The 20,390-nt window shown below is 71.1% G+C and carries 13 protein-coding genes; 3 read left to right on the forward strand and 10 right to left on the reverse strand.

The features are described from left to right. Positions 1–1,647: a ribosomal protection-like ABC-F family protein gene (abc-f, locus tag J5X86_RS40325; protein ID WP_208521606.1), complete on the reverse strand. Its 1,647-nt coding sequence runs from the start codon at positions 1,645–1,647 to the stop codon at positions 1–3. A gap of 121 nt (positions 1,648–1,768) precedes the next feature. On the opposite strand from abc-f, the gene J5X86_RS40330 reads away from it, so the two are divergent. Beyond that, positions 1,769–2,395, forward strand: coding sequence for a TetR/AcrR family transcriptional regulator (locus J5X86_RS40330; RefSeq protein WP_243982714.1), 627 nt, complete (start codon positions 1,769–1,771; stop codon positions 2,393–2,395). Between the two features lie 76 nt (positions 2,396–2,471). Here the strand turns inward: J5X86_RS40330 and J5X86_RS40335 are convergent, their stop codons facing one another. The 3 genes from J5X86_RS40335 to nrdR all read right to left on the reverse strand — a co-directional run bounded on the left by J5X86_RS40335 (position 2,472) and on the right by nrdR (position 6,734). Beyond that, complete coding sequence (locus tag J5X86_RS40335) at positions 2,472–3,080, reverse strand: YdbC family protein (protein ID WP_078644192.1); 609 nt, start codon at positions 3,078–3,080, stop codon at positions 2,472–2,474. Positions 3,081–3,236: 156 nt separating this feature from the next. Next, positions 3,237–6,098 (reverse strand): vitamin B12-dependent ribonucleotide reductase, encoded by a 2,862-nt coding sequence (locus tag J5X86_RS40340; protein WP_208521608.1) that lies wholly within the window; start codon positions 6,096–6,098, stop codon positions 3,237–3,239. Between the two features lie 114 nt (positions 6,099–6,212). Continuing rightward, positions 6,213–6,734, reverse strand: coding sequence for a transcriptional regulator NrdR (gene nrdR / locus J5X86_RS40345; protein ID WP_208521609.1), 522 nt, complete (start codon positions 6,732–6,734; stop codon positions 6,213–6,215). Positions 6,735–7,176: 442 nt separating this feature from the next. On the opposite strand from nrdR, the gene lexA reads away from it, so the two are divergent. Continuing rightward, positions 7,177–7,980, forward strand: coding sequence for a transcriptional repressor LexA (gene lexA, locus J5X86_RS40350; protein WP_093465161.1), 804 nt, complete (start codon positions 7,177–7,179; stop codon positions 7,978–7,980). A gap of 320 nt (positions 7,981–8,300) precedes the next feature. Here lexA and J5X86_RS40355 read toward each other — a convergent pair whose 3' ends face one another. The 4 genes from J5X86_RS40355 to J5X86_RS40370 form a co-directional block, all read right to left on the reverse strand. Further along, the gene (locus J5X86_RS40355; RefSeq protein WP_208521610.1) at positions 8,301–10,301 is read right to left on the reverse strand and encodes an ATP-dependent DNA helicase; all 2,001 of its coding nucleotides are present in this window, start codon (positions 10,299–10,301) and stop codon (positions 8,301–8,303) included. Positions 10,302–10,539: 238 nt separating this feature from the next. Beyond that, positions 10,540–11,238: a GNAT family N-acetyltransferase gene (locus J5X86_RS40360; protein WP_208521611.1), complete on the reverse strand. Its 699-nt coding sequence runs from the start codon at positions 11,236–11,238 to the stop codon at positions 10,540–10,542. Positions 11,239–11,315: 77 nt separating this feature from the next. Further along, positions 11,316–13,229 (reverse strand): IucA/IucC family protein, encoded by a 1,914-nt coding sequence (locus J5X86_RS40365; protein WP_208521612.1) that lies wholly within the window; start codon positions 13,227–13,229, stop codon positions 11,316–11,318. Between the two features lie 612 nt (positions 13,230–13,841). Then, the gene (locus J5X86_RS40370) at positions 13,842–15,587 is read right to left on the reverse strand and encodes a diaminobutyrate--2-oxoglutarate transaminase family protein (protein ID WP_374229348.1); all 1,746 of its coding nucleotides are present in this window, start codon (positions 15,585–15,587) and stop codon (positions 13,842–13,844) included. 236 nt (positions 15,588–15,823) lie between these two features. Between J5X86_RS40370 and J5X86_RS40375 the strand changes: the two genes are divergently transcribed. Next, positions 15,824–16,996, forward strand: a complete 1,173-nt coding sequence (locus J5X86_RS40375; RefSeq protein WP_208521613.1) for a serine protease — start codon at positions 15,824–15,826, stop codon at positions 16,994–16,996. A gap of 135 nt (positions 16,997–17,131) precedes the next feature. On the opposite strand, the gene hflX is transcribed toward J5X86_RS40375, so the two are convergent. Both hflX and J5X86_RS40385 read right to left on the reverse strand, forming a co-directional pair. Next, the gene (gene hflX, locus J5X86_RS40380) at positions 17,132–18,634 is read right to left on the reverse strand and encodes a GTPase HflX (RefSeq protein WP_078644181.1); all 1,503 of its coding nucleotides are present in this window, start codon (positions 18,632–18,634) and stop codon (positions 17,132–17,134) included. Between the two features lie 120 nt (positions 18,635–18,754). Then, complete coding sequence (locus J5X86_RS40385) at positions 18,755–20,335, reverse strand: M1 family metallopeptidase (RefSeq protein ID WP_243982715.1); 1,581 nt, start codon at positions 20,333–20,335, stop codon at positions 18,755–18,757. Between the last annotated feature and the right edge of the window lie 55 nt (positions 20,336–20,390).

The raw sequence follows: 20,390 nt of genomic DNA on the forward strand, positions 1-20,390 counted from the left end.
CTAGATCGAGGCCGCGACCGGTGCCGCATCCCCCTCCTCGGCCATGGGCCGGCCTCCTCGTATTTCGCACCGGCGCCCGGTGAAGCGGCTGCGCAGCAGCCGGTCGTGCGACACCACCACCAGCGCCCCGGTCCACTGGGCCAGCGCCTCCTCCAGCTCCTCGACCAGGCCGAGGGCGAGATGGTTGGTCGGCTCGTCGAGCAACAGCAGATCGGCGGGGCGGGCCAGCAGCCGGGCGAGCGCCAGCCGACGGCGCTGGCCCGCCGAGAGCGATCCCACCGGGACGTGGAGATCATCCGTGCGGAACAGTCCGTACGACAGCAGAAGGGCGCCCTGCTCCTCCGGTGTCCCCGGCAGCCCACGGCCGAAGGCCGACAGCAGCCGCTCCCGGGGCCCGGCAACCGGTACTTCCTGGGCGAGATAGCCGATCCTGCCCCGGCGGGTCGCCCGGCCCGCATCGGGTGTCTCCCATCCCGCCATGACCCGCAGCAGCGTGGATTTGCCCGCGCCATTGGCGCCGTGGACGAGCAGTCTCTCCCCGGCCGCCACAGTGAGCCGGTCGACCGCCAGCCGCTCCCCCACGCGGACGTCGTGGAGGTCGATGAGCACACCGTCCGCCGTACCCGCGGCGGGGAGCGCCGAGAACCGCAGCGGCTCCGGCGGGCGCGGCACCGGGTCCTCCTGGAGTCTGCGCAGTCTCTCCCTGGCGTTGCGCACCCTGCTGGACACCGAGGACTGCACACGTCCCCTGTCCCGGTCGTAGGCCAGCTTGTTGCCGTCCTTCATGCCGCGGCCCGGGGCGACCCGCCGTGCGACGGTCGTGGCGGCCTCCGTCAGCGCGGCCGTCTCCGCGCACCACTCCTCGTACGCCTGCTCCCAGCGGCGGCGCGCGGCGGTCTGCTCGGCGACGAATCCGGCGTACCCCCCGCCGTACCGCACCAAGGCGCGCCGGTCGGCGTCCACCTCGACGATCGCGGTCGCCACCCGCTCCAGGAAGACCCGGTCGTGGGAGACCGCGAGGACGGTGCCCGAATGCCCCCGCAGCGCCTCCTCCAGCCAGCTGAGCGCGGCACCGTCGAGGTGGTTCGTCGGCTCGTCCAGCAGCATCACCTCAGGGGCAGCGGCGATCAGGCAGGCGAGCCCGAGCCGGGCCTGCTCACCGCCCGACAGACTGCCGAGCCGCCGCTCGTACCCGATGCCACCGAGCCCCAGACCGTGCAGGGCCTTCTCCACCCGGGCGTCCGCCTCATAGCCGCCGCGGGCCTCGAACGCGGTCAGCAGATCGCCGTACGCTGCGAGCGCGCCGGGGGCGCCACCGCCGAGATCCGCCTCCAGCTCGCGCAGCCCGCGCTCCATGGCGCGCACCTCGGCAAGGGCTGCGTCCACCGCGTCGCGCACCGTGTGGTCCGGGGGCAGCTCGGGCGTCTGGCCGAGGTGACCGATGCCGCCATCGGCCACCGTCACCACGGCGCCGTCGTCCGGTGACTCGCTCCCGGCCAGCAGCCGCAGGAGGGTGGATTTGCCCGCCCCGTTCTCCCCCACGACGCCGACCCGCTCCCCGGGCCGGACCGCGAAGGACACGTCGTCGAGCAGCAGCCGGTCACCCCGGGACAGCGTGACGCCTCGGAGTGAGATCTGCGTGGGCACAGGGGCGCACCTCCAAGCACGCGAGCACGTGGGCCATTCGGACCGCACGCTCCAAACACAACTACAGTTGCGTTACCCTCATCATGACACAGGAAACCCGCTAACACAACTGGAGTTGCACTTGTCCGCAGAGAGCGCCGCCCCGACACCGGGCACCGTCCGCCCCGGCGGGCGCACCGCGCGCACCCGCTCGGCGGTGCGCGACGCCGTGCTCACCGGCCTCGCCGAGCACGGCTATCCCGGTCTGACCGTGGAGTACGTGGCCGAGCGCTCCGGCATCCACAAGACGACCGTCTACCGGCGCTGGGGCAGCGTCGAGGGGCTCGTGGCGGACGCGCTCGACCTCGCGGGCGAGGACGCCTGGACACCACCCGACACCGGAAGCCTGGAGGGCGATCTGCGCGCCCTCGCCCGCGAGGTGACCGAGACCTTCGGCAGCGCGCCGGCCGCCGCCGCGCCGACCGCCTTCATCGCGGCCGCGTTCCAGTCCGAGCGCGCGGCCGAGGCGCTGCGCGACTTCTACACCGAGCGCTTCGCCCGCTGCGAATCCGTGGTGCGGCGGGCCGTCGACCGCGGTGAGGCCCCGTCCGGCACCGACGCCGCGGCGGTCGTACGCGCCGTCTCCGCGCCCCTGTTCTTCCGGGCGCTCATCACCCGTGAGCCCATCGATATGCCGCTCGCCGACCAGACGGCGGCCGCCGTCGCCGCCGCGGTCCGGGCCGGGGCGTATTCCCCTGCCCGCCGGTGATCAGGCCACCTCCTGAGCGCATGGCCACCTCTTGAGCGCAGGACCGCCCCTCGCCGGCCGAGGGCTCATCCCGTCCTCACACCACCGTCCAGGCAGACTCGACCCGTACGACATCGCCGGCGATCGCCGCCACATCCGCCTCCGTCTGCGCGCGCAGGCCGAGCCGCTCGACCCGCTCCACCCGGTACTTCCCGTGCTCGGCCGCCGAATCCCACATCGACAGCACCAGGAACTCGTTGCCCGGCGCCTCGCCGAACACCCCGCGCAGCATCCCGGGCGACCCGGCCATGGCCGGATTCCACACCTTCTCCTGCACCAGCGTGAAGTGATCCACCCGGTCGGGACGCACACGGCAGTGCGCGACGCGCACCACGTCCGCGTCGGAGAACCGCGGCTCGAAGCCGACCTTCACATCGAATCGGTGCTCGAACAGCCGGACTTGCATATCCCGGTACGTGCCCGACTGCGCGGCCGCCAGCCGGTCATGCGAACGCGCCATGAAGGAGTCGTAGAACGCCCGGCTCTCCCAGAACGCGAAGACATGCGCCACATCCGGGCGCCCCCGGCTCCAGCCACCGCCCTGCCCCCGGAATCCCGGTTCGCCGGGCAACCCCGCCCACTTCCGCTGCCCCCGCTCGAAACCCGGGCGGTCCACCACGGTGCAGCGAATCCACTTGACCAGCACCGCGCCATCCTACGGCCGTGCGGTGGCCCCCATCACATACCGGAGAGTCCGCCCCCGGTTCGGCATCGCACCGTACGACGCCCGGAGACGACGGCGGCGGGGCGCGAGCCCGAAGGCCCGCGCCCCGCCGCGGATGTCATCCGTAAGGATCTGCGATCAGCTGCAGCCGCTGGTCGAACCGCAGCCCTCGCACAGGTAGCAGCTACCCGCGCGGCGCATCTTGGTGCCGCAGGAGAAGCAGAGCGGCGCGTCCGCGTTCATCCCCAGCTGGATCTCGACCAGTTCGGTCGAGCTGTGGGCCTCCCTCGCCGACTCGGGCGTGGTCCGCGGCTGGGACGTGCTGCTCTTCTGAGCCTCCACATGGCGCGGCGCCGACTGGGCCAGGCCCTCGACGTCCATCTCGTCGTCGCTGGGCTCGTAGGACCCCGTCTCCAGGTGGCGCTGGCGCTCCTCGGCGGAGTGGATGCCGAGCGCCGAGCGGGTCTCGAAGGGCAGGAAGTCCAGCGCCAGCCGGCGGAAGATGTAGTCGACGATCGACTGCGCCATCCGCAGGTCCGGGTCGTCCGTCATACCGGCCGGCTCGAAGCGCATGTTGGTGAACTTCGAGACGTAGGTCTCCAGCGGCACGCCGTACTGCAGACCGACCGACACGGCGATCGAGAAGGCGTCCATCATGCCCGCCAGGGTCGAGCCCTGCTTGGACATCTTCAGGAAGACCTCACCGAGACCGTCGTCCGGGTAGGAGTTGGCGGTCATGTAGCCCTCGGCGCCGCCCACCGTGAAGGAGGTGGTGATGCCGGGACGGCCCTTGGGGAGCCGCTTGCGGACCGGGCGGTACTCGACGACCTTCTCGACCTCGGGCTCGGCCTGTGCCTTCTCCTCCTTCTTCTTGGCGGAGAGCGGCTGGCCGACCTTGCAGTTGTCGCGGTAGATCGCCAGCGCCTTGATGCCGAGCTTCCAGCCCTCGAAGTAGATCTCCTCGATCTCCTCGACGGTGGCGGACTCCGGCATGTTGACCGTCTTGGAGATCGCGCCGGACAGGAACGGCTGGGCGGCCGCCATCATCCGCACATGGCCCATCGGCGAGATGGAGCGCTCGCCCATCGCGCAGTCGAAGACCTCGTAGTGCTCGGGCTTCAGCCCCGGCGCGTCGATCACATTGCCGTGGTCGGCGATGTGGGCGACGATCGCCTCGACCTGCTCCTCCTGGTAGCCGAGCCGCTTGAGCGCCTTGGGGACCGTGTTGTTCACGATCTGCATGGAGCCGCCGCCGACCAGCTTCTTGAACTTGACCAGGGCCAGGTCCGGTTCGACGCCCGTGGTGTCGCAGTCCATCATCAGGCCGATGGTGCCGGTCGGCGCGAGCACCGACGCCTGGGCGTTGCGGAAGCCGCTCTTGTCGCCGAGGCGCAGCACGTCCTGCCATGCCTCGGTGGCCGCGGCCCAGACCGGGGTGTCCAGGTCGTCCATGCGCTTGGCGATGGCGTTGGCGTCCGAGTGCTGCTTCATGACGCGCTTGTGGGCGTCCGCGTTACGGGCGTAGCCGTCGTACGGGCCGACCACGGCGGCGAGTTCCGCGGAGCGCTTGTACGAGGTGCCGGTCATCAGGGAGGTGATGGCTCCGGCCAGGGCCCGGCCACCGTCGCTGTCGTAGGCATGGCCGGTGGCCATCAGCAGGGCGCCCAGGTTGGCGTAGCCGATGCCCAGCTGGCGGAAGGCGCGGGTGGTCTCGCCGATCTTCTCGGTCGGGAAGTCCGCGAAGCAGACGGAGATGTCCATCGCGGTGATGACCAGCTCGACGACCTTGGCGAAGCGCTCGGCGTCGAAGCGCTGGTTGCCCGCGTCGTCGTCCTGGAGGAACTTCATCAGGTTGAGCGAGGCGAGGTTGCACGAGGAGTTGTCCAGGTGCATGTACTCGCTGCACGGGTTGGAGGCGGTGATCCGGCCCGATTCCGGCGAGGTGTGCCAGTGGTTGATGGTGTCGTCGTACTGGATGCCCGGGTCGGCGCAGGCCCAGGCGGCCTCGGCCATCTTGCGGAAGAGGGACTTGGCGTCGACCTCTTCGATGGGCTCACCGGTCAGCCGGCTGCGCAGCCCGAACGAGGAGCCGGACTCCACCGCCTTCATGAACGTGTCGTTCACGCGGACGGAGTTGTTGGCGTTCTGGTACTGGACGGACGTGATGTCGTCGCCGCCCAGGTCCATGTCGAAGCCCGCGTCGCGCAGGGCGCGGATCTTCTCCTCCTCCTTGACCTTGGCCTCGATGAACGCCTCGACATCCGGGTGATCGACGTCGAGCACGACCATCTTGGCGGCCCGGCGGGTGGCGCCGCCCGACTTGATCGTTCCGGCGGAGGCATCGGCGCCGCGCATGAAGGAGACGGGGCCGGAGGCGTTGCCGCCCGAGGAGAGGAGCTCCTTGGAGGAGCGGATGCGGGAGAGGTTCAGGCCGGCGCCGGAGCCGCCCTTGAAGATCATCCCCTCTTCCTTGTACCAGTCCAGGATCGACTCCATCGAGTCGTCCACGGAGAGGATGAAGCAGGCGCTGACCTGCTGCGGCTGCTTGGTGCCGACGTTGAACCAGACAGGCGAGTTGAAGCTGAAGACCTGGTGCAGCAGCGCGTAGGTGAGCTCGTGGTCGAAAATCTCGGCGTCCGCGGGCGAGGCGAAGTAGCCATTGTCCTCACCGGCCTGGCGGTAGCTGCGCACCACGCGGTCGATGAGCTGCTTAAGGCTCGCCTCGCGCTCCGGGGAACCCACCGCGCCACGGAAGTACTTGCTCGTGACGATGTTGACCGCGTTCACCGACCAGAAGTCGGGGAACTCCACGCCGCGCTGCTCGAAGTTGACCGAACCGTCGCGCCAGTTGGTCATGACGACGTCACGACGCTCCCAGACCACCTCGTCGTACGGATGCACGCCGGGGGTGGTGTGGATGCGCTCGATGCGCAGACCCTTGTTCGCCTTGCTTCCCTTGGAGCGGGAGCCTCGTGCCGGGCCGCTCGTCGTCTCTGTCATTCCGCCTCCCTGGTACGGGCGAAAACGCCCTGATGTGCCCATTTCTTCCCCAGGCACGTATCTGTCTTTCACCCGGATGCGGCAAGCGCCCCGGGTAGGTGTGTGGGTCGCCGGTCAGTCGGCGGCGACAGCCGACGCGGGGGCCTCCGCGGCCCCTTCGGCGCCGGACCCGCGGTCGTGCGCGGGAGGCCGTTGCTGGTCACGCAGCTCCGCCACGGCCGCCTCGAAGTCCTCGAGAGAGTCGAAGGCGCGGTAGACGGAGGCGAAGCGGAGGTAGGCGACGAGGTCGAGCTTCTGAAGCGGGCCGAGTATGGCGAGCCCGACGTCATGGGTGGACAGCTCGGCGCTGCCGGTGGCCCGGACCGCCTCCTCCACCTGCTGACCGAGCTTGGCGAGGGCGTCCTCGGTGACCGGACGGCCCTGGCACGCCTTGCGCACACCCGAGATGACCTTGTCGCGGCTGAAGGGCTCGGTGACCCCGCTGCGCTTGATCACCATCAGTGACGCGGTCTCCACGGTCGTGAAGCGACGCGAGCAGTCGGGGCACTGGCGGCGCCTGCGGATCGAGCAGCCGTCGTCGGTAGTGCGGCTGTCGACGACACGGCTGTCGGGGTGCCTGCAGAAGGGGCAGTGCATGACTCCGAACCCTCCCTCACCCTCAAGAACGGCGCATGCCTGAACATGCCTGACTAGCCCCGATCGGGCCGGGAGGCCCGCCGGGACGGCCACAAGCATAGGCGAAAACCTTGGCGGCGAATCCACCAGGGACCACAACTTGTGGGTGGCTTGCATCCATCAAACCACTAGATCTGGTGGCTGGCACTCAACCGAGCCGGATGGCGTGTCACGGCTGGGGAGCAGGCACGAGACTACGCGAGCCCCACGCGTCCCGGATTCACGGGGGTCGGGATGCAAGACTGGGGCCGTCCCCACGGCGGCCGGATCAAACGGTCCATACACCTAACCCTGTGATCACGTCAGCCCATCTGCGAAATTTCACTCGAACGTGTGTTTGGCGCAACCTTTCGAAAGCAACTACCGTTGTCCAACTAGGGAGAACATCTCGAGAGGGGCCGTCGTGACCACCACCGCAGAGAGCGCCACCGTTACCGCCCAGGAGCGCTCCCAGAGCCGACTCGAACAGACACACGCGATGAACCAGACCCACCCGATGAACGACGACGCCACGAATCCGGAAGGACAGAAGCCCACGCGCTCGCTACCAGGGCGACCTCCAGGCATCCGGGCGGACAGCTCAGGGCTGACCGACCGGCAGCGGCGCGTCATCGAGGTCATTCGCGACTCTGTGCAGCGGCGTGGTTACCCGCCGTCCATGCGGGAGATCGGCCAGGCGGTGGGCCTCTCCAGCACCTCGTCGGTCGCCCATCAGCTGATGGCTCTGGAGCGGAAGGGCTTTCTGCGGCGCGACCCCCATCGGCCCCGGGCCTACGAAGTCCGCGGTTCCGACCAGCCCAGCGCCCAGCCCACGGACACCGCCGGCAAGCCCGCCGCCTCCTATGTGCCGCTCGTCGGCCGGATCGCGGCCGGTGGGCCGATCCTCGCCGAGGAGTCGGTCGAGGATGTTTTCCCGCTCCCCCGGCAGTTGGTCGGCGACGGTGAGCTCTTCGTGCTGAAGGTGGTCGGCGACTCCATGATCGAGGCCGCCATCTGCGACGGGGACTGGGTGACGGTGCGCCGTCAGCCCGTCGCCGAGAACGGTGACATCGTCGCCGCGATGCTCGACGGCGAGGCCACGGTGAAGCGCTTCAAGCGTGAAGACGGCCATGTGTGGCTGCTCCCGCACAACGCCGCCTACCAGCCGATTCCCGGCGACGAGGCCACCATTCTGGGCAAGGTGGTCGCGGTGCTGCGGCGCGTCTGAGCGCACCGGATCGAGGTGCGCCCTGAGCGTGCCCCACGACCGGGCCCCGGGACCACTGCGCCGGTTCCGGGGCCCTGCTGTATGTGGCGACCGTCGGGGCCCTGTCGCATGTGGCGACCGTGGCGGCCTTGGGGCGCGACGCCCCGCCAGGCCGCCCGGTCCTTGGCCCGCTAGGCCCTGTCCGGTGGATCTTCGCGCCTGTGACATCAGCGGCTGCCGCCGCGGGGCCCGCGGCGTCTGGTGCAGGGGGCACCTCCCAGCGGTAGCTGGGGGAGCATCGCAAGGCGTCGCGGGCCCCGCGAAGATCCGCCGGACAGGGCCTAGGCCCCCTGGGCCTTGGCCGCCGCGTCGATGGCGGCCAGCGAGCGGCGCACCTGGTTGCGGTCGGTCGTGTACCAGAAGTCCGGCATGGACTTACGGAGGAACGAGCCGTAGCGGGCCCGCTCGACCCGCGGATCCAGGACGGCGACGATGCCCCGGTCGTCCGAAGCCCGCACGAGCCGGCCCGCGCCCTGCGCCATCAGCAGCGCGGCATGGGTCGCGGCGACGGCCATGAAGCCATTTCCCCCAGCCTCCTCCACCGCCTTCTGGCGGGCACTCATCAGAGGGTCGTCGGGGCGGGGGAAGGGCACCCGGTCCATCACCACCAACTGACAGCTGGGCCCTGGCACATCGACGCCCTGCCAGAGGGACAGCGTGCCGAACAGGCAGGTCCGGGCATCGGCGGCGAAGGCACGGATCAGCTCGCCCAGCGTCTCCTCGCCCTGGAGGAGGATGGGCGAATCGAGACGCCCGCGCAGCTCCTCCGCGGCCGCCTGGGCGGCGCGCATGGACGAGAACAGCCCGAGCGTGCGACCGCCCGCGGCCTCGACCAGCTCGGCGAGCTCATCGAGCATATCGGCGCGGCTGCCGTCGCGGCCGGGCTGGGCGAGATGCTTGGCGACGTAGAGGATCCCCTGCTTCGAGTAGTCGAAGGGCGAGCCGACGTCGAGGCCCTGCCAGCGCGGCGCGGTCTCCTCGCCGCCCTCCGGATCCTGCGGGCTCTCGGGGGCGAGACCGAGTGAGGCCGCCACCCCGTTGAAATCCCCGCCCAGCTTGAGCGTGGCGGAGGTGAGGACGACGGACCGGTCGTCGAACAGCTTCTCGCGCAGCAACCCCGACACGGAGAGCGGGGCGACCCGCAGCGAGGCGCCGAAGCGGTCGTGCCGCTCGTACCAGACCACGTCGTACTCGGAGCCCTCGAAGATCCGCTCGGCCACCTGGTGGATGTTCTCCACGGAGCCCAGCGCCTGCTTGCGGATCGCGTCCTCGTCCTTGACCGAGGCGTCCCGCGTGGCGCCGAGCGCCGAGATCACCGTGCGGGCCGCGTCGCGCAGCGCCATCAGCGCATAGCCGAGGTCCTCGGGGATCTTCTCGAGGCGGCCGGGCAGCGCGAGCTCCATCAGCCGCTCGAAGCCCTCCGAGGCGGTCTGGAGGGCGTCCGCCGCCTGCTCGTTGACCAGCTTCGCGGCACGCCGCACGGCGCGGTTGACCTGGCCGGGGGTGAGCTCCCCGCTGGCGACGCCGGTGACCCGGGAGACCAGCTCATGGGCCTCGTCGACGATCAGCACCTCATGGCTGGGCAGCACGGGAGCGCCCTCGATGGCGTCGATGGCGAGCAGCGCGTGATTGGTGACGACGACATCGGCGAGCTTGGCCCGCTCACGGGCGGCCTCGGCGAAGCACTCCGCGCCATAGGCGCATTTGGACGCGCCGAGGCACTCCCGGGAGGTGACCGACACCTGGGACCAGGCGCGGTCCGAGACACCGGGGCTCAGATCGTCCCGATCGCCCGTCTCGGTCTCGTCCGACCAGTCGCGCAACCGCAGCAGGTCCTTGCCGAGCTTGCTGGTGGGCGTGGCGGCCTCGAACGGGTCGAAGAGGCCGGCTTCATCGGCGTCCTCCTGCGGGACGCCCTCGTGGAGCCGGTGCAGGCACAGGTAGTTGGAGCGGCCCTTGAGCATGGCGAACTCGGGGCGGCGGCGCAGCAGCGGGTGCAGGGCCTCCACGGTGCGGGGCAGGTCTCGCTCGACGAGCTGCCGCTGCAGGGCGAGGGTCGCCGTGGCGACGACGACACGCTCGCCGTGGGCGAGGGCGGGCACCAGATAGCCGAGGGACTTCCCGGTGCCGGTCCCGGCCTGAACCAGCAGGTGGGAGCTGTCGTCGATCGCCTCCGCCACGGCTTGGGCCATGGCGGTCTGACCAGGGCGCTCGGTGCCGCCGACGGTGGTTACGGCGGCCTGCAGCAGATCGGCGAGTGGAGGCGAGGACGATTCAGTCATAGGGCTGCCAGCCTACGGGGCGGCACCGACATCACTCCCGTCGGTGTGGTCGGTGACGGACGGTTTCGGCGAGCGCGGGGCTGGGGCGGATCCCCGTTTCCTGGGACGGACGGACCCCGCTTTCGTGGGACGGCCGTCCTCGCTGCGTGGGAACCGGGACCGGGCGAGCGGTGTATCAACAGTGAAGTCTCGCATCGAAGCAGGCACATCATCGGGGGGCACGGATGGTTGCGGAGGATCACAGGACGTGTCGCAGGGCACGGTCGCGCAGCATCAGCGCGGCGCGTTTGCCGGGGAGTTCGACTTCCGCGGAGAAGCGGAATCCGGCGCCGAGGAAGGCGGCGACGGAGGGGGTGTTGCGAAGATCCGGTTCGGCCACGACCCGGGTGCAGGACGGACGGTGCTCGAGGACGAGGTCGGCGGCGGCGCGGAGCAGGATCGTCCCCAGGCCACGGCCACGATCGCCGACCCGGCCGATCAGCAGGTGGATACCCGTGTCGTGCGGCCGGGCCGGGTAGTACCGCGCGAGCGGGTCCAGGTCGGCGCGGTACACCTCCCAATAGCTCATCGGGGCGCCGTCCAGGACGCCCAGACAGGGCACGCTGCGGCCATCGCCGTCGAGCTGATCCCCGAGGTGGCTCGCGGTGGTCTCGTCGGGGCCGTCGAGCTCCCAGAAGGCGGCGACGGAGGGGTCGTTCATCCATTGGGCGATGAGCCGCAGATCACGCCCGATGCGGACCGGGACGAGCTGGAAGGTGCCCAACGGGGTGCTGGTGGGCCGCCATTCGACGATGTGGTCGAGCAGATCCGCCCGGCCGTCGGCCTCCCGTCCGGTGGCGTCCAGGTCGATGAGTCGTGCGATGTCCTCTTCCTGGCGCAGCCGCATGTCGATGGTGTCGTCGGTGCTGGAGCTCGTACTGGAGTCGGTGTGCGGCACGGCGACGCTCTCCTCTCAGGGGGCTCGGCACGTCGTGAGGGACGTGAGGGTGAGGGGCGTGATCGCGGGTCTCGGAGTCAAGCCATGGGGGTGACAGCTGGGATGCCGGAAGGAGAGACAGAAGTGACGAGGGGGTTGGCGATGGTCACATAGACGGACTGGGTGTCCACCGGTCCCACGAGCTCGTCCAGGCCGCGCAGCCGCGTGAGGAGATTGGCCTTGCAGCGCAGGGTGGGCGTCTCCAGGAGCCGGGCGGGAAGCGGTGAGCGGGTCCTGCCGGGGCCGGACGCGGCCTCGCTGAGAAAGCGGCGGAACGCGGCCAGCAGGACGCGCTCGTCGACCAGTCGCTGGGACCCGAAGGCGCCGATCATTCCGAGGACGTTGTTGACACCCAGGTAGTAGGCGAACCGCTCGTCGGTGACCTCGTCGGGGACGAAGGTGTCGCTGCGGCCGCCGATACCGGGCAGCCGGCGCTGGAGTTCGGCGTGCCGGGACGCGCGGAAGTAGTAGCCCTGGTTGTCCCGGTAGCGGCCGCCGATCGGCCAGCCGTCGGGGTCCAGCAGTACCAGGGTGTTCTGCTGGTGCGCCTCGAGCGCGATACCGGCTTCTCCGTCCAGCCAGAGCATGGGGCGTACGACCGTGTGCAGATAGCGCAGGAACCACTCCGCGCCGACGGCCGCGGTGGAACGGCCAGTGCGAGCGGCGAGCCGGGCGACGAGGTGGGCGAGCCGGGAGCGCATCACCGGCTGTCCGCGCCAGGGGCGCAGCGCCAGGAGTCCGGCGACGCAGACGGCGTCGTCGCCGGGACCGAACGGGTTGTGCCGGATGACGACGTCGAGGCCGGTCACGGGTTCGCCATCCGGTCCGTCGACGGCGAGCCAGGCCGGGTCGCGGACGATGTCGAATCCCGGGAATCCGGGGAAGGCCGCCCGCCACTGCTCGGCCAGTCCGCTGCGGAGCAGCCGGTGCACCTCGACACCGCGGCGGAGTTCCTTGCGGAGGTTCTCACGACGGGAGTTGGTGATCCGCAGAGCGAGGGAGAGTTTCAGCATGGCAGGAGCGCCGGGCCGGTAGACGGTGCGGACCGAGGAGGTGGGGTGCCAGTGTCCGCCGGAGGGCCCGAGGTCGTGCAACAGGCCGGAGTCGAAGAGCGCGGCTGCGTCCGGACGGTGTCGGATCTCGCGAGCCTGCCAGGGATGCAGCGGCAAGGGGACGGTCCCGTCCGGCAGTTGGAGGCCGCTGCCCGCCAGGGAGAGGGCGAGCCGCTCGGCGGGCACGGTCCGGCCGCGCTCCGTCCAGGCCGACTCGCAGGCCAGCACGGACCGGGCGACCGCGATCCAGTGAAGGGGGAAGGAGCCACGCGATTCCGGTGAGCAGACGGTGGATTCGCTGTCGGAGAGGCCCTCGCGGCTCTTCGGCGTGGGATGCAGGGGGTGACCGAAGAGGAGGGACTGTTCCGCGTTGAGAAACGGGGTGCTCGTGCCGGGGTCGGCGGGCGCCGCACGGCGGTGGGCGAGGAAGAGGGCGGTGCGTCGTACGGAGTCCGCGACACGGCCGACGAGTTCGGTGGCGTCCGCGTCGGGGTCATCCCGCCGTGCGCTGTAGGCCGCCTCGCGGGTGAGCAGAGCCGCGAGGGTGACCGCCCCGACGGCGGGCGCGTCGTGGGGGCCGTGCTCCAGCAGCGGCGGGCCGAAGCGGTGCCAGCCGGTGGGCGACCAATAGCGCACCGGGACGAGGAGGACGGTTCCGCTGGCGGCGAGGGGGATACGCAGGGTGTCCCCGTCGGGGTACGCGAGGCCGCTCTCCCGTACCCAGCAGCGCAGCAGGTTCTCGACGGCCGCACCGTCGGCCGCGATCTGCGGGTCGGGGTCGTCGAGCGGATCCACGCCGACCACACGGGCACGGTCGGCGGGCGCTTCATGGCTGTCGCGGTCCTGCCGGGGAACGGCCATCGCGGGGAGGGGCGGCCCCTGGGCGGGCAGTTGCGGCACGGACGGCTCCTCCGCCGAGGGCTCTGGGTCGGAGGGCTGGAGTGCTCTCGCTCCCGGACTCGCTTCCGCCGCGCTGACGAGCGGCGCCGTGGCGGGCGACACTGCCAGGGGCAGTGGCTCCACCGCAGAGCGTGGCGGCACCGCCGCCGGGGATGGTGGCGCCGCCGCCGAGGGAAGTGGCCCCGCCGCCGCAGGTGATGGCACCGCCCACCGGGGTGGCACTGCCGCCAGGGGTGGCGGCACCGCAGCGGGGGTTGGTGGCGGTGCTGGGGGCTCCGCCTGGTCTCCGGCGGCCGTCATGGCGGTGGACGGTGCCCTGACCATTGGGACCGCCGCGGATGGGGCGGGAGGGGCGGGCGGTCTGGCCGTCCCGGCCGGGGGAGGCGCTGTGTGGGGCGGGTGCGGGAGGGGCGGCGGGGGGCCGGGGTGGGCGGAGTCGCCGGAGTCGGTCAGGGCGCCGGGCACGGGCTGCGGTCGGGGAGACAAGGGGGCTCCCCCGGGGGTGTGCGGCATGGTGGGTATGGCGCGGGCATCACGGCGTTCACGTCCTGGGCCCGGCGCCTGCCTCCTTCGGTGGTGCGATGGCGGTGCGGTCGTACGGTGCGGGGCACGTCAGCGTCGGTTTCCGGCGGGCGGTGGGGCGAACGGGGCAGCGGCGGGCGGGAGTTCACCGGAGCGGGTTCCGGAGGTGCGGATCGCCGCGTCCAGGGCGTCGGCAAGCCGGTCCAGAACGGCCTCTGTCTGCTCGTCGGTGATGGTGAGTGGAGGGAGGAGGCGGATCACCGCGTTGTGGCGTCCGCCGAGTTCGACGATGAGCCCGCGCCGCAGGCACTCCTGCTGGACCGCCGCCGCGAGCGCGGGAGCGGCGGGCGGAGCCGCCGTACGCGCGACACCGGCGTACGACGCTCCCCCGCCCGGGGTTTGGCGCGCACCCCCGCCCAAAGCTCCGCGCGCACCCTCGCCCTCGGCGCCCGTCAGCCAGGCTCCTTCGCACGGGGTCACTTCGCTCAGGGCCGCCTCGCTCTGGGATGCCCCGTACGGGGTTGCGCCGCCCGGGACCCCCTCCCAGGCGGCGTCCGCGACCGGCCCGACCCGCGCTGCGGCCCCGGCCTGCCCGGCCTCCGCCATGGCCCCCGCCTCTGCGATGGCCCCCGCCTCCGCGATGGGTCCCGTCTCCGCGATGGGTCCCGTCTCCGCGATGGGCCCGGTCTCCGGGGCGACCAGTTCCAGGCCGATCATGAGGCCGCGGCCGCGTACCTCCCCGATCTGCGGGCGCCCGGCGGCGAATCGGCGCAGCCGCTCCAGCATCCGTCGGCCGACGACCGCCGCCCGCTGGGAGAGGTGGTTCTCCCGGACGTACGCGAGGGTGGCCGTGCCCGCGGCCATCGCCAGCTGGTTGCCGCGGAAGGTGCCCGCGTGGGCTCCGGGGGGCCAGACGTCGAGCTCCTCCCGGTAGACCACGACGGCCAACGGCATGCCCCCACCAATGGCCTTCGAGAGCACCATCACATCGGGCACCACCCCGCTGTGGTCGACCGCCCAGAAGGCCCCGGTGCGCCCGACGCCGGTCTGCACCTCGTCCGCGATGAGCGGGATGGAGCGGGCCGCGGTAATCTCGCGCATCCGGCGCAGCCAGCCGTCCGGTGCCGGGAACACCCCGCCCTCCCCCTGTACGGGTTCGAGGATCATCCCGGCCGGGTCGGACACCCCGCCCTTCGGGTCGTCGAGCAGCGTCTCGGCCCAGCGCGCGGAGAGTTCGGCACCGCGCTCCCCGCCGACCCCGAACGGGCAGCGGTAGTCATACGGAAAGGGCAGCCGGGTCACACCGGCCGCAGAGGCCCCGCCGGAGGCGGCCAGCGCACCGGCCGTCATGCCGTGGTAGGCCCCGGAGAAGGCGAGCAGGCCATCGCGCCCCGTGGCGATCCGCACCAGCTTGAGCGCGGCCTCGACCGCGTCCGTGCCCGCCGGTCCGCAGAACTGCACCCGCGCGCGGGCGGCGAGTCCGGGCGGCAGGGTGGCGAACAGCTCGTCCGTGAAGGCGTCCTTGACCGGTGTCGCCAAATCCAGGACCTGCAGCGGCGCTTCCGAGTCCAGAACGGCCCGGATCGCGTCCAGCACCACCGGGTGGTTGTGCCCCAGGGCCAGCGCCCCGGCCCCGGAGAGGCAGTCGAGATAGCGGCGGCCGTCGGCCCCTTCGACCGTCATCCCCCGGGCGCGCACCGGAACGATGGGCAGCGCCCGGGCATAGGTGCGGGCGGCCGACTCACGCAGCGCCTGGCGCCGCAGAATTCCCTGGGTGGCGCCACCGTCGTCGGAGACGGCGGACAGGGCCATCGGCGGGAGCTGGGTCACGGCCACGAGTCTCGGTCCTCCTGCTGCTGAACGCCCTCCGGCTGTCCCCCGTACGTACCAACGACGCGTGACGCTCTGGATCACGGGCTGAGCGAAGATCCTTGCGGCCGGGAACCAAGGACCCGCTCGCAGCCGTCGTAGGCGGCACCGGCATAGTGGGATACCACCCCATTGCCGGGGCGGTGCATGACAATTCCAGATAGGCCGTAGAGCAGATCAGTACCTCAGGGGGAGTTCCGCCCATGCCATCCTCACGCCGACCCGCACTGGCCGTGGCCGTCATAGCCTCGGTTCTGGCGCTCACCGCCACCGCGTGCGATTCCTCGGACGACAACACCGACGCCAGGCCGACCGCGTCGTCGGAGCAGGGCGTGGACGACATCAAGCTGCCCGACAACCTCAACGACAAGTTGAAGAACCTCGGCATCGATCTGGACCAGTGGAAGAACGGTGCCTGGAACAAGTGGGACCGGGACGACTGGCTGCGCGAGGCCGGTGACTTCATCAACCCGATCATCAAGGGTCTGTGGAAGCCGGACCGGATGCGCGACGCGCAGGAGCCCGACAAGCCGGTCGACGACAGCGACATCGCGGACGATCAGGGTGTGACCGACCCCGATCCGCAGCCTGTCCCGGCCAAGGAGGTCACCAGCCCGTACAGTTCCAAGGTCCCCTACGCGGGCAAGGTCTTCTTCGACGGCCCCGAGGGTTCGATGGTCTGCTCCGCGACGGTGGTAGAGGACCCGGCGCACCCCGGCAAGTCCAACCTGGTGTGGACGGCGGGCCACTGCGTCCACGCGGGCAAGGGCGGCGGCTGGTACAAGAACCTGATGTTCGTCCCCTCCTACAACGACGCGGGCAAGTCGCAGGCGGAGCTGGAGAACGCCACCAAGGAGGAGCTGGCTCCCAAGGGTGTCTGGTGGGCCGACTGGGCGCAGACCTCCTCGCAGTGGATCGACAGGGGCGCGGCCGTGGGCGGCAAGGGCGCTCCGTACGACTTCGCGGTGATGCATGTGAAGCCGGAGGTCAGCGGCGGCAAGTCGCTCGAGGAGATGGTGGGCGGCGCGCTGCCGGTCGACTTCAACGCCCCGGCGGTGAAGTCCATCGACGAGATCACGGCCACCGGCTACCCGGCCGCCCCGCCGTTCGACGGCCAGAAGATGAACCAGTGCGCGGACAAGCCGGGCCGGCTCTCCCTGGACGCCAAGCAGCCCACGATGTACCGCATCGGCTGCACCATGACCGCGGGTTCCTCCGGCGGTGGCTGGGTCGCCGAGGGTTCGGACGGCAAGCCCGCGCTGGTGTCCAACACCTCGATCGGCCCGTCCAACGCGACCTGGCTGGCGGGCCCGCACCTGGGCCCCGAGGCGAAGGGCGTCTACAACGCCGTCAGCAAGAAGTTCGCGAGCCAGTGACCGGCTGAGCCGGTCACCGTCAGGCAACCACAACGGCGAGGGCCCGCCCCCGGAAGTCCGGGGGCGGGCCCTCGCCTTATGCCTGTCGTGCCCTCGCCGTGTGACCGTCGTGCCCTCGCCGTGTGCCGGTCGTGGCTAGTGCTGTCCGGCGGCCGCGGCCGGGACGAAACGCCGCAACTCCGCCGCGAGCTCCTCGTGCACCCGTGCCTTGAGCAGCGTGCCCTCAGGGGTGTGCTCCTCGGAGAGCACCTCACCCTCGACGTGGGTACGCGCGACCAGCTTGCCGTGGGTGTACGGCAGCAGCACCTCGATCTCGACCTGAGGCCGGGGCAGCTCCTCGTCGATCACCGCGAGCAGCTCGTCGATGCCCAGTCCGCTGCGGGCCGACACCGCCATGGCGCGCCGCTCCATGCGCAGCAGCCGCTGCACGACCAGCGGATCGGCCAGATCCGCCTTGTTGATCACGACGATCTCGGGCACATCGACCGCGCCCACATCGCGGATCACCTCACGCACGGCGGCCAGCTGCTCCTCCGGCGCCGGATGCGAGCCGTCCACCACATGGACGATCAGATCGGCGTCGCCGACCTCCTCCATCGTGGAGCGGAACGCCTCCACCAGGTGGTGCGGCAGGTGCCGGACGAACCCGACGGTATCCGCCAATGTGTAGAGCCGCCCGCTGGGGGTCTCGGCCCGGCGCACGGTCGGGTCCAGAGTGGCGAACAGTGCGTTCTCCACCAGGACGCCCGCACCGGTGAGCCGGTTGAGCAGCGAGGACTTGCCCGCGTTGGTGTATCCGGCGATGGCGACGGAGGGGACCTTGTGGCGCCGGCGCTCCTGCCGCTTGATGTCGCGGCCGGTCTTCATCTCGGCGATCTCGCGGCGCATCTTCGCCATCTTCTCGCGGATGCGGCGCCGGTCCGTCTCGATCTTGGTCTCACCGGGACCACGGGTGGCCATACCGCCGCCCGAGGATCCGGAGCCACCGCCACCCATCTGCCGGGACAGCGACTGACCCCAGCCTCGCAGCCGCGGCAGCATGTACTGCATCTGGGCGAGCGAGACCTGCGCCTTGCCCTCTCGGGACTTGGCGTGCTGGGCGAAGATGTCGAGGATCAGGGCGGTCCGGTCGACCACCTTCACCTTGACGACGTCCTCGAGGTGGATCAGCTGGCCGGGGCTCAGCTCACCGTCGCAGACCACGGTGTCGGCACCGGACTCGACCACGATGTCGCGCAGTTCCTCGGCCTTGCCGGAGCCGATGTAGGTGGCGGGATCCGGCTTGTTGCGCCGCTGGATCACGCCGTCGAGCACCAGGGCACCGGCGGTCTCGGCGAGCGCGGCCAGCTCCGCCAGGGAGTTCTCCGCGTCCTGCGCCGTACCGGAGGTCCATACGCCGACCAGCACCACGCGCTCCAGGCGCAGCTGCCGGTACTCGACCTCGGTGATGTCCTCGAGTTCAGTAGACAGCCCCCCCACACGCCGCAGCGCGGCACGGTCGGAGCGGTCGTACTGGTCGCCGTCACGTTCCTCGTCGATCTCGTGACTCCAGGCGACGTCCTCTTCCATCAGGGCGTCGGCCCGAAGGCTCTCGGCGGGGCGCTGCCGGTCCTGCGGAAGGGAAGAGGAGTGGGTCAAAGGAATCCTTACGTCGTGGAATACCGTCACTGTCGACAACGCGTGGCGGGCCCGCGGGATTCCCCGCCGGGGCCGGCCGCGACGCCGACTCCTTGATGGTCGCACGCGGCGGCCGGGCCGTCACCCTGGTTTCACGGCCCATGGCACCGCGTAACGCACCGCATGCCGTCCCGCCCGGGCGCCCGGCAGCGCGGCGCCCTTCGTGCTCTCCTTCGCCGTCGGCCGCCAGTCGGGGTGTCCCGGCATCGGCGGCGTCTTCTTGTCGTACAGCCAGGGACGGAGGAATCCGCTCAGATCGCGCCCCGCCACCTGGGAGGCCAGCCGGATGAAGTCGGCGGTCGAGGCCACACTGTCGCGGTGGCGGAGCACCCATTCCCGCTCCAGCCGGTCGAAGGCGGCGCGGCCGATCCGCTGCCGCAGTGCGTACAGCACCAGCGCGCTGCCGTCGTAGACGACCGGGCGGAAGATGCCGATCTGCTGGCCGGAGTCGGCCGGCTTGGGGGCCGCGGGCGGCCCTCCCTCGGCCCGCCAGGCGTCGGACTGCTCGTACGCCTTGCGCATCCGCCGCTTCAGGCTCGCCTTACCGCGCTCATCGGCGTACAGCGCCTCGTACCAGGTGGCGTGGCCCTCGTTGAGCCATAGATCCGACCAGCGGCGCGGGCTGACGCTGTCGCCGAACCACTGGTGCGCCAGCTCGTGCACCATGATCGATTCGATGTACCACCGGGGCAGCTCCTTGCTGGTGAACAGATCGCGCTCGAAGAGGGAGAGCGTCTGTGTCTCCAGCTCGAAGCCGGTGGTGGCGTGGGCGATCAGGACGCCGTAGTTCTCGAAGGGGTAGCGTCCGGCCTTCTTCTCCATCCAGGCCAGCTGTCCGGGAGTGCGCGCGAGCCACTTCTCCAGCCGTGCGCGGTCCGCCGCGGGTACGACGTCGCGCACCGGCAGCCCGTGCGGCCCGGTGCGGCGCGGCACGGCGGAGCGGCCGATGGAGATCTGCGCCAGCTCGGTGGCCATGGGATGGGCGAGGCGGTACGTCCAGGTGGTCCGCGATCCCTTGTGGACGCGCTGCCCGGGAAGACCGCCCGCGACGACCGTAAGGGTCTTCGGGGCGGTGATCCGGAAGGTGAAGCGGGCCTTGTCGGCGGGGTGGTCGTTGCAGGGGAAGACCCGGTGGGCGGCGTTGGCCTGGTTGGCCATGACCAGCCCGTCGCTGGTGCGGACCCAGCCGCCGTTGGTGCCGCCCCGCGGATCGCTGGTGTGGTGGACGGTGACCCGGAAGGCGGCGCCCTTACGAAGCGGGGTGGACGGCGTGACCACCAGGTCCTCACCGGCCGTCACGAACCGGGCCCGCGCTCCGTCGACCCGCACCGAGTCCACGACGCCCTGGGCGAAGTCGAGGTTGACGGTGCGCAGGGGGGCGGTGGCGCGGGCGTCGATGGTGGTGACGGCGTCGAGCGGCCGGTCCTGACGGCGGTAGTCGAACGCGATGTCGTACGCCGTGACGTCGTAGCCGGGGTTGCCGAGCTCCGGGAAGAGGGGGTCGCCGATGCCCAGGGGCCTGGGGTGCGTGGACGATACCGGCCCCGCGGCGGAGGAGGGGCCGACCGCGAGGAAGACGGCGGCCATGGCCGCGGCCACCAGCGCGGTCCTGCGGCGCCCGGTGCGCGGCGGCCAGGGGCGGCGCCCCGAAGAAAACGTCATGCCCTACGGCTACCAGCGCCCCGGCGCCGGCGCAGTCGCTCCCGGCTTTGATCCA

Origin of the sequence: Streptomyces sp. NEAU-YJ-81 (genome assembly GCF_017592595.1) — a bacterium.
Lineage (GTDB): Bacteria > Actinomycetota > Actinomycetes > Streptomycetales > Streptomycetaceae > Streptomyces > Streptomyces hygroscopicus_B.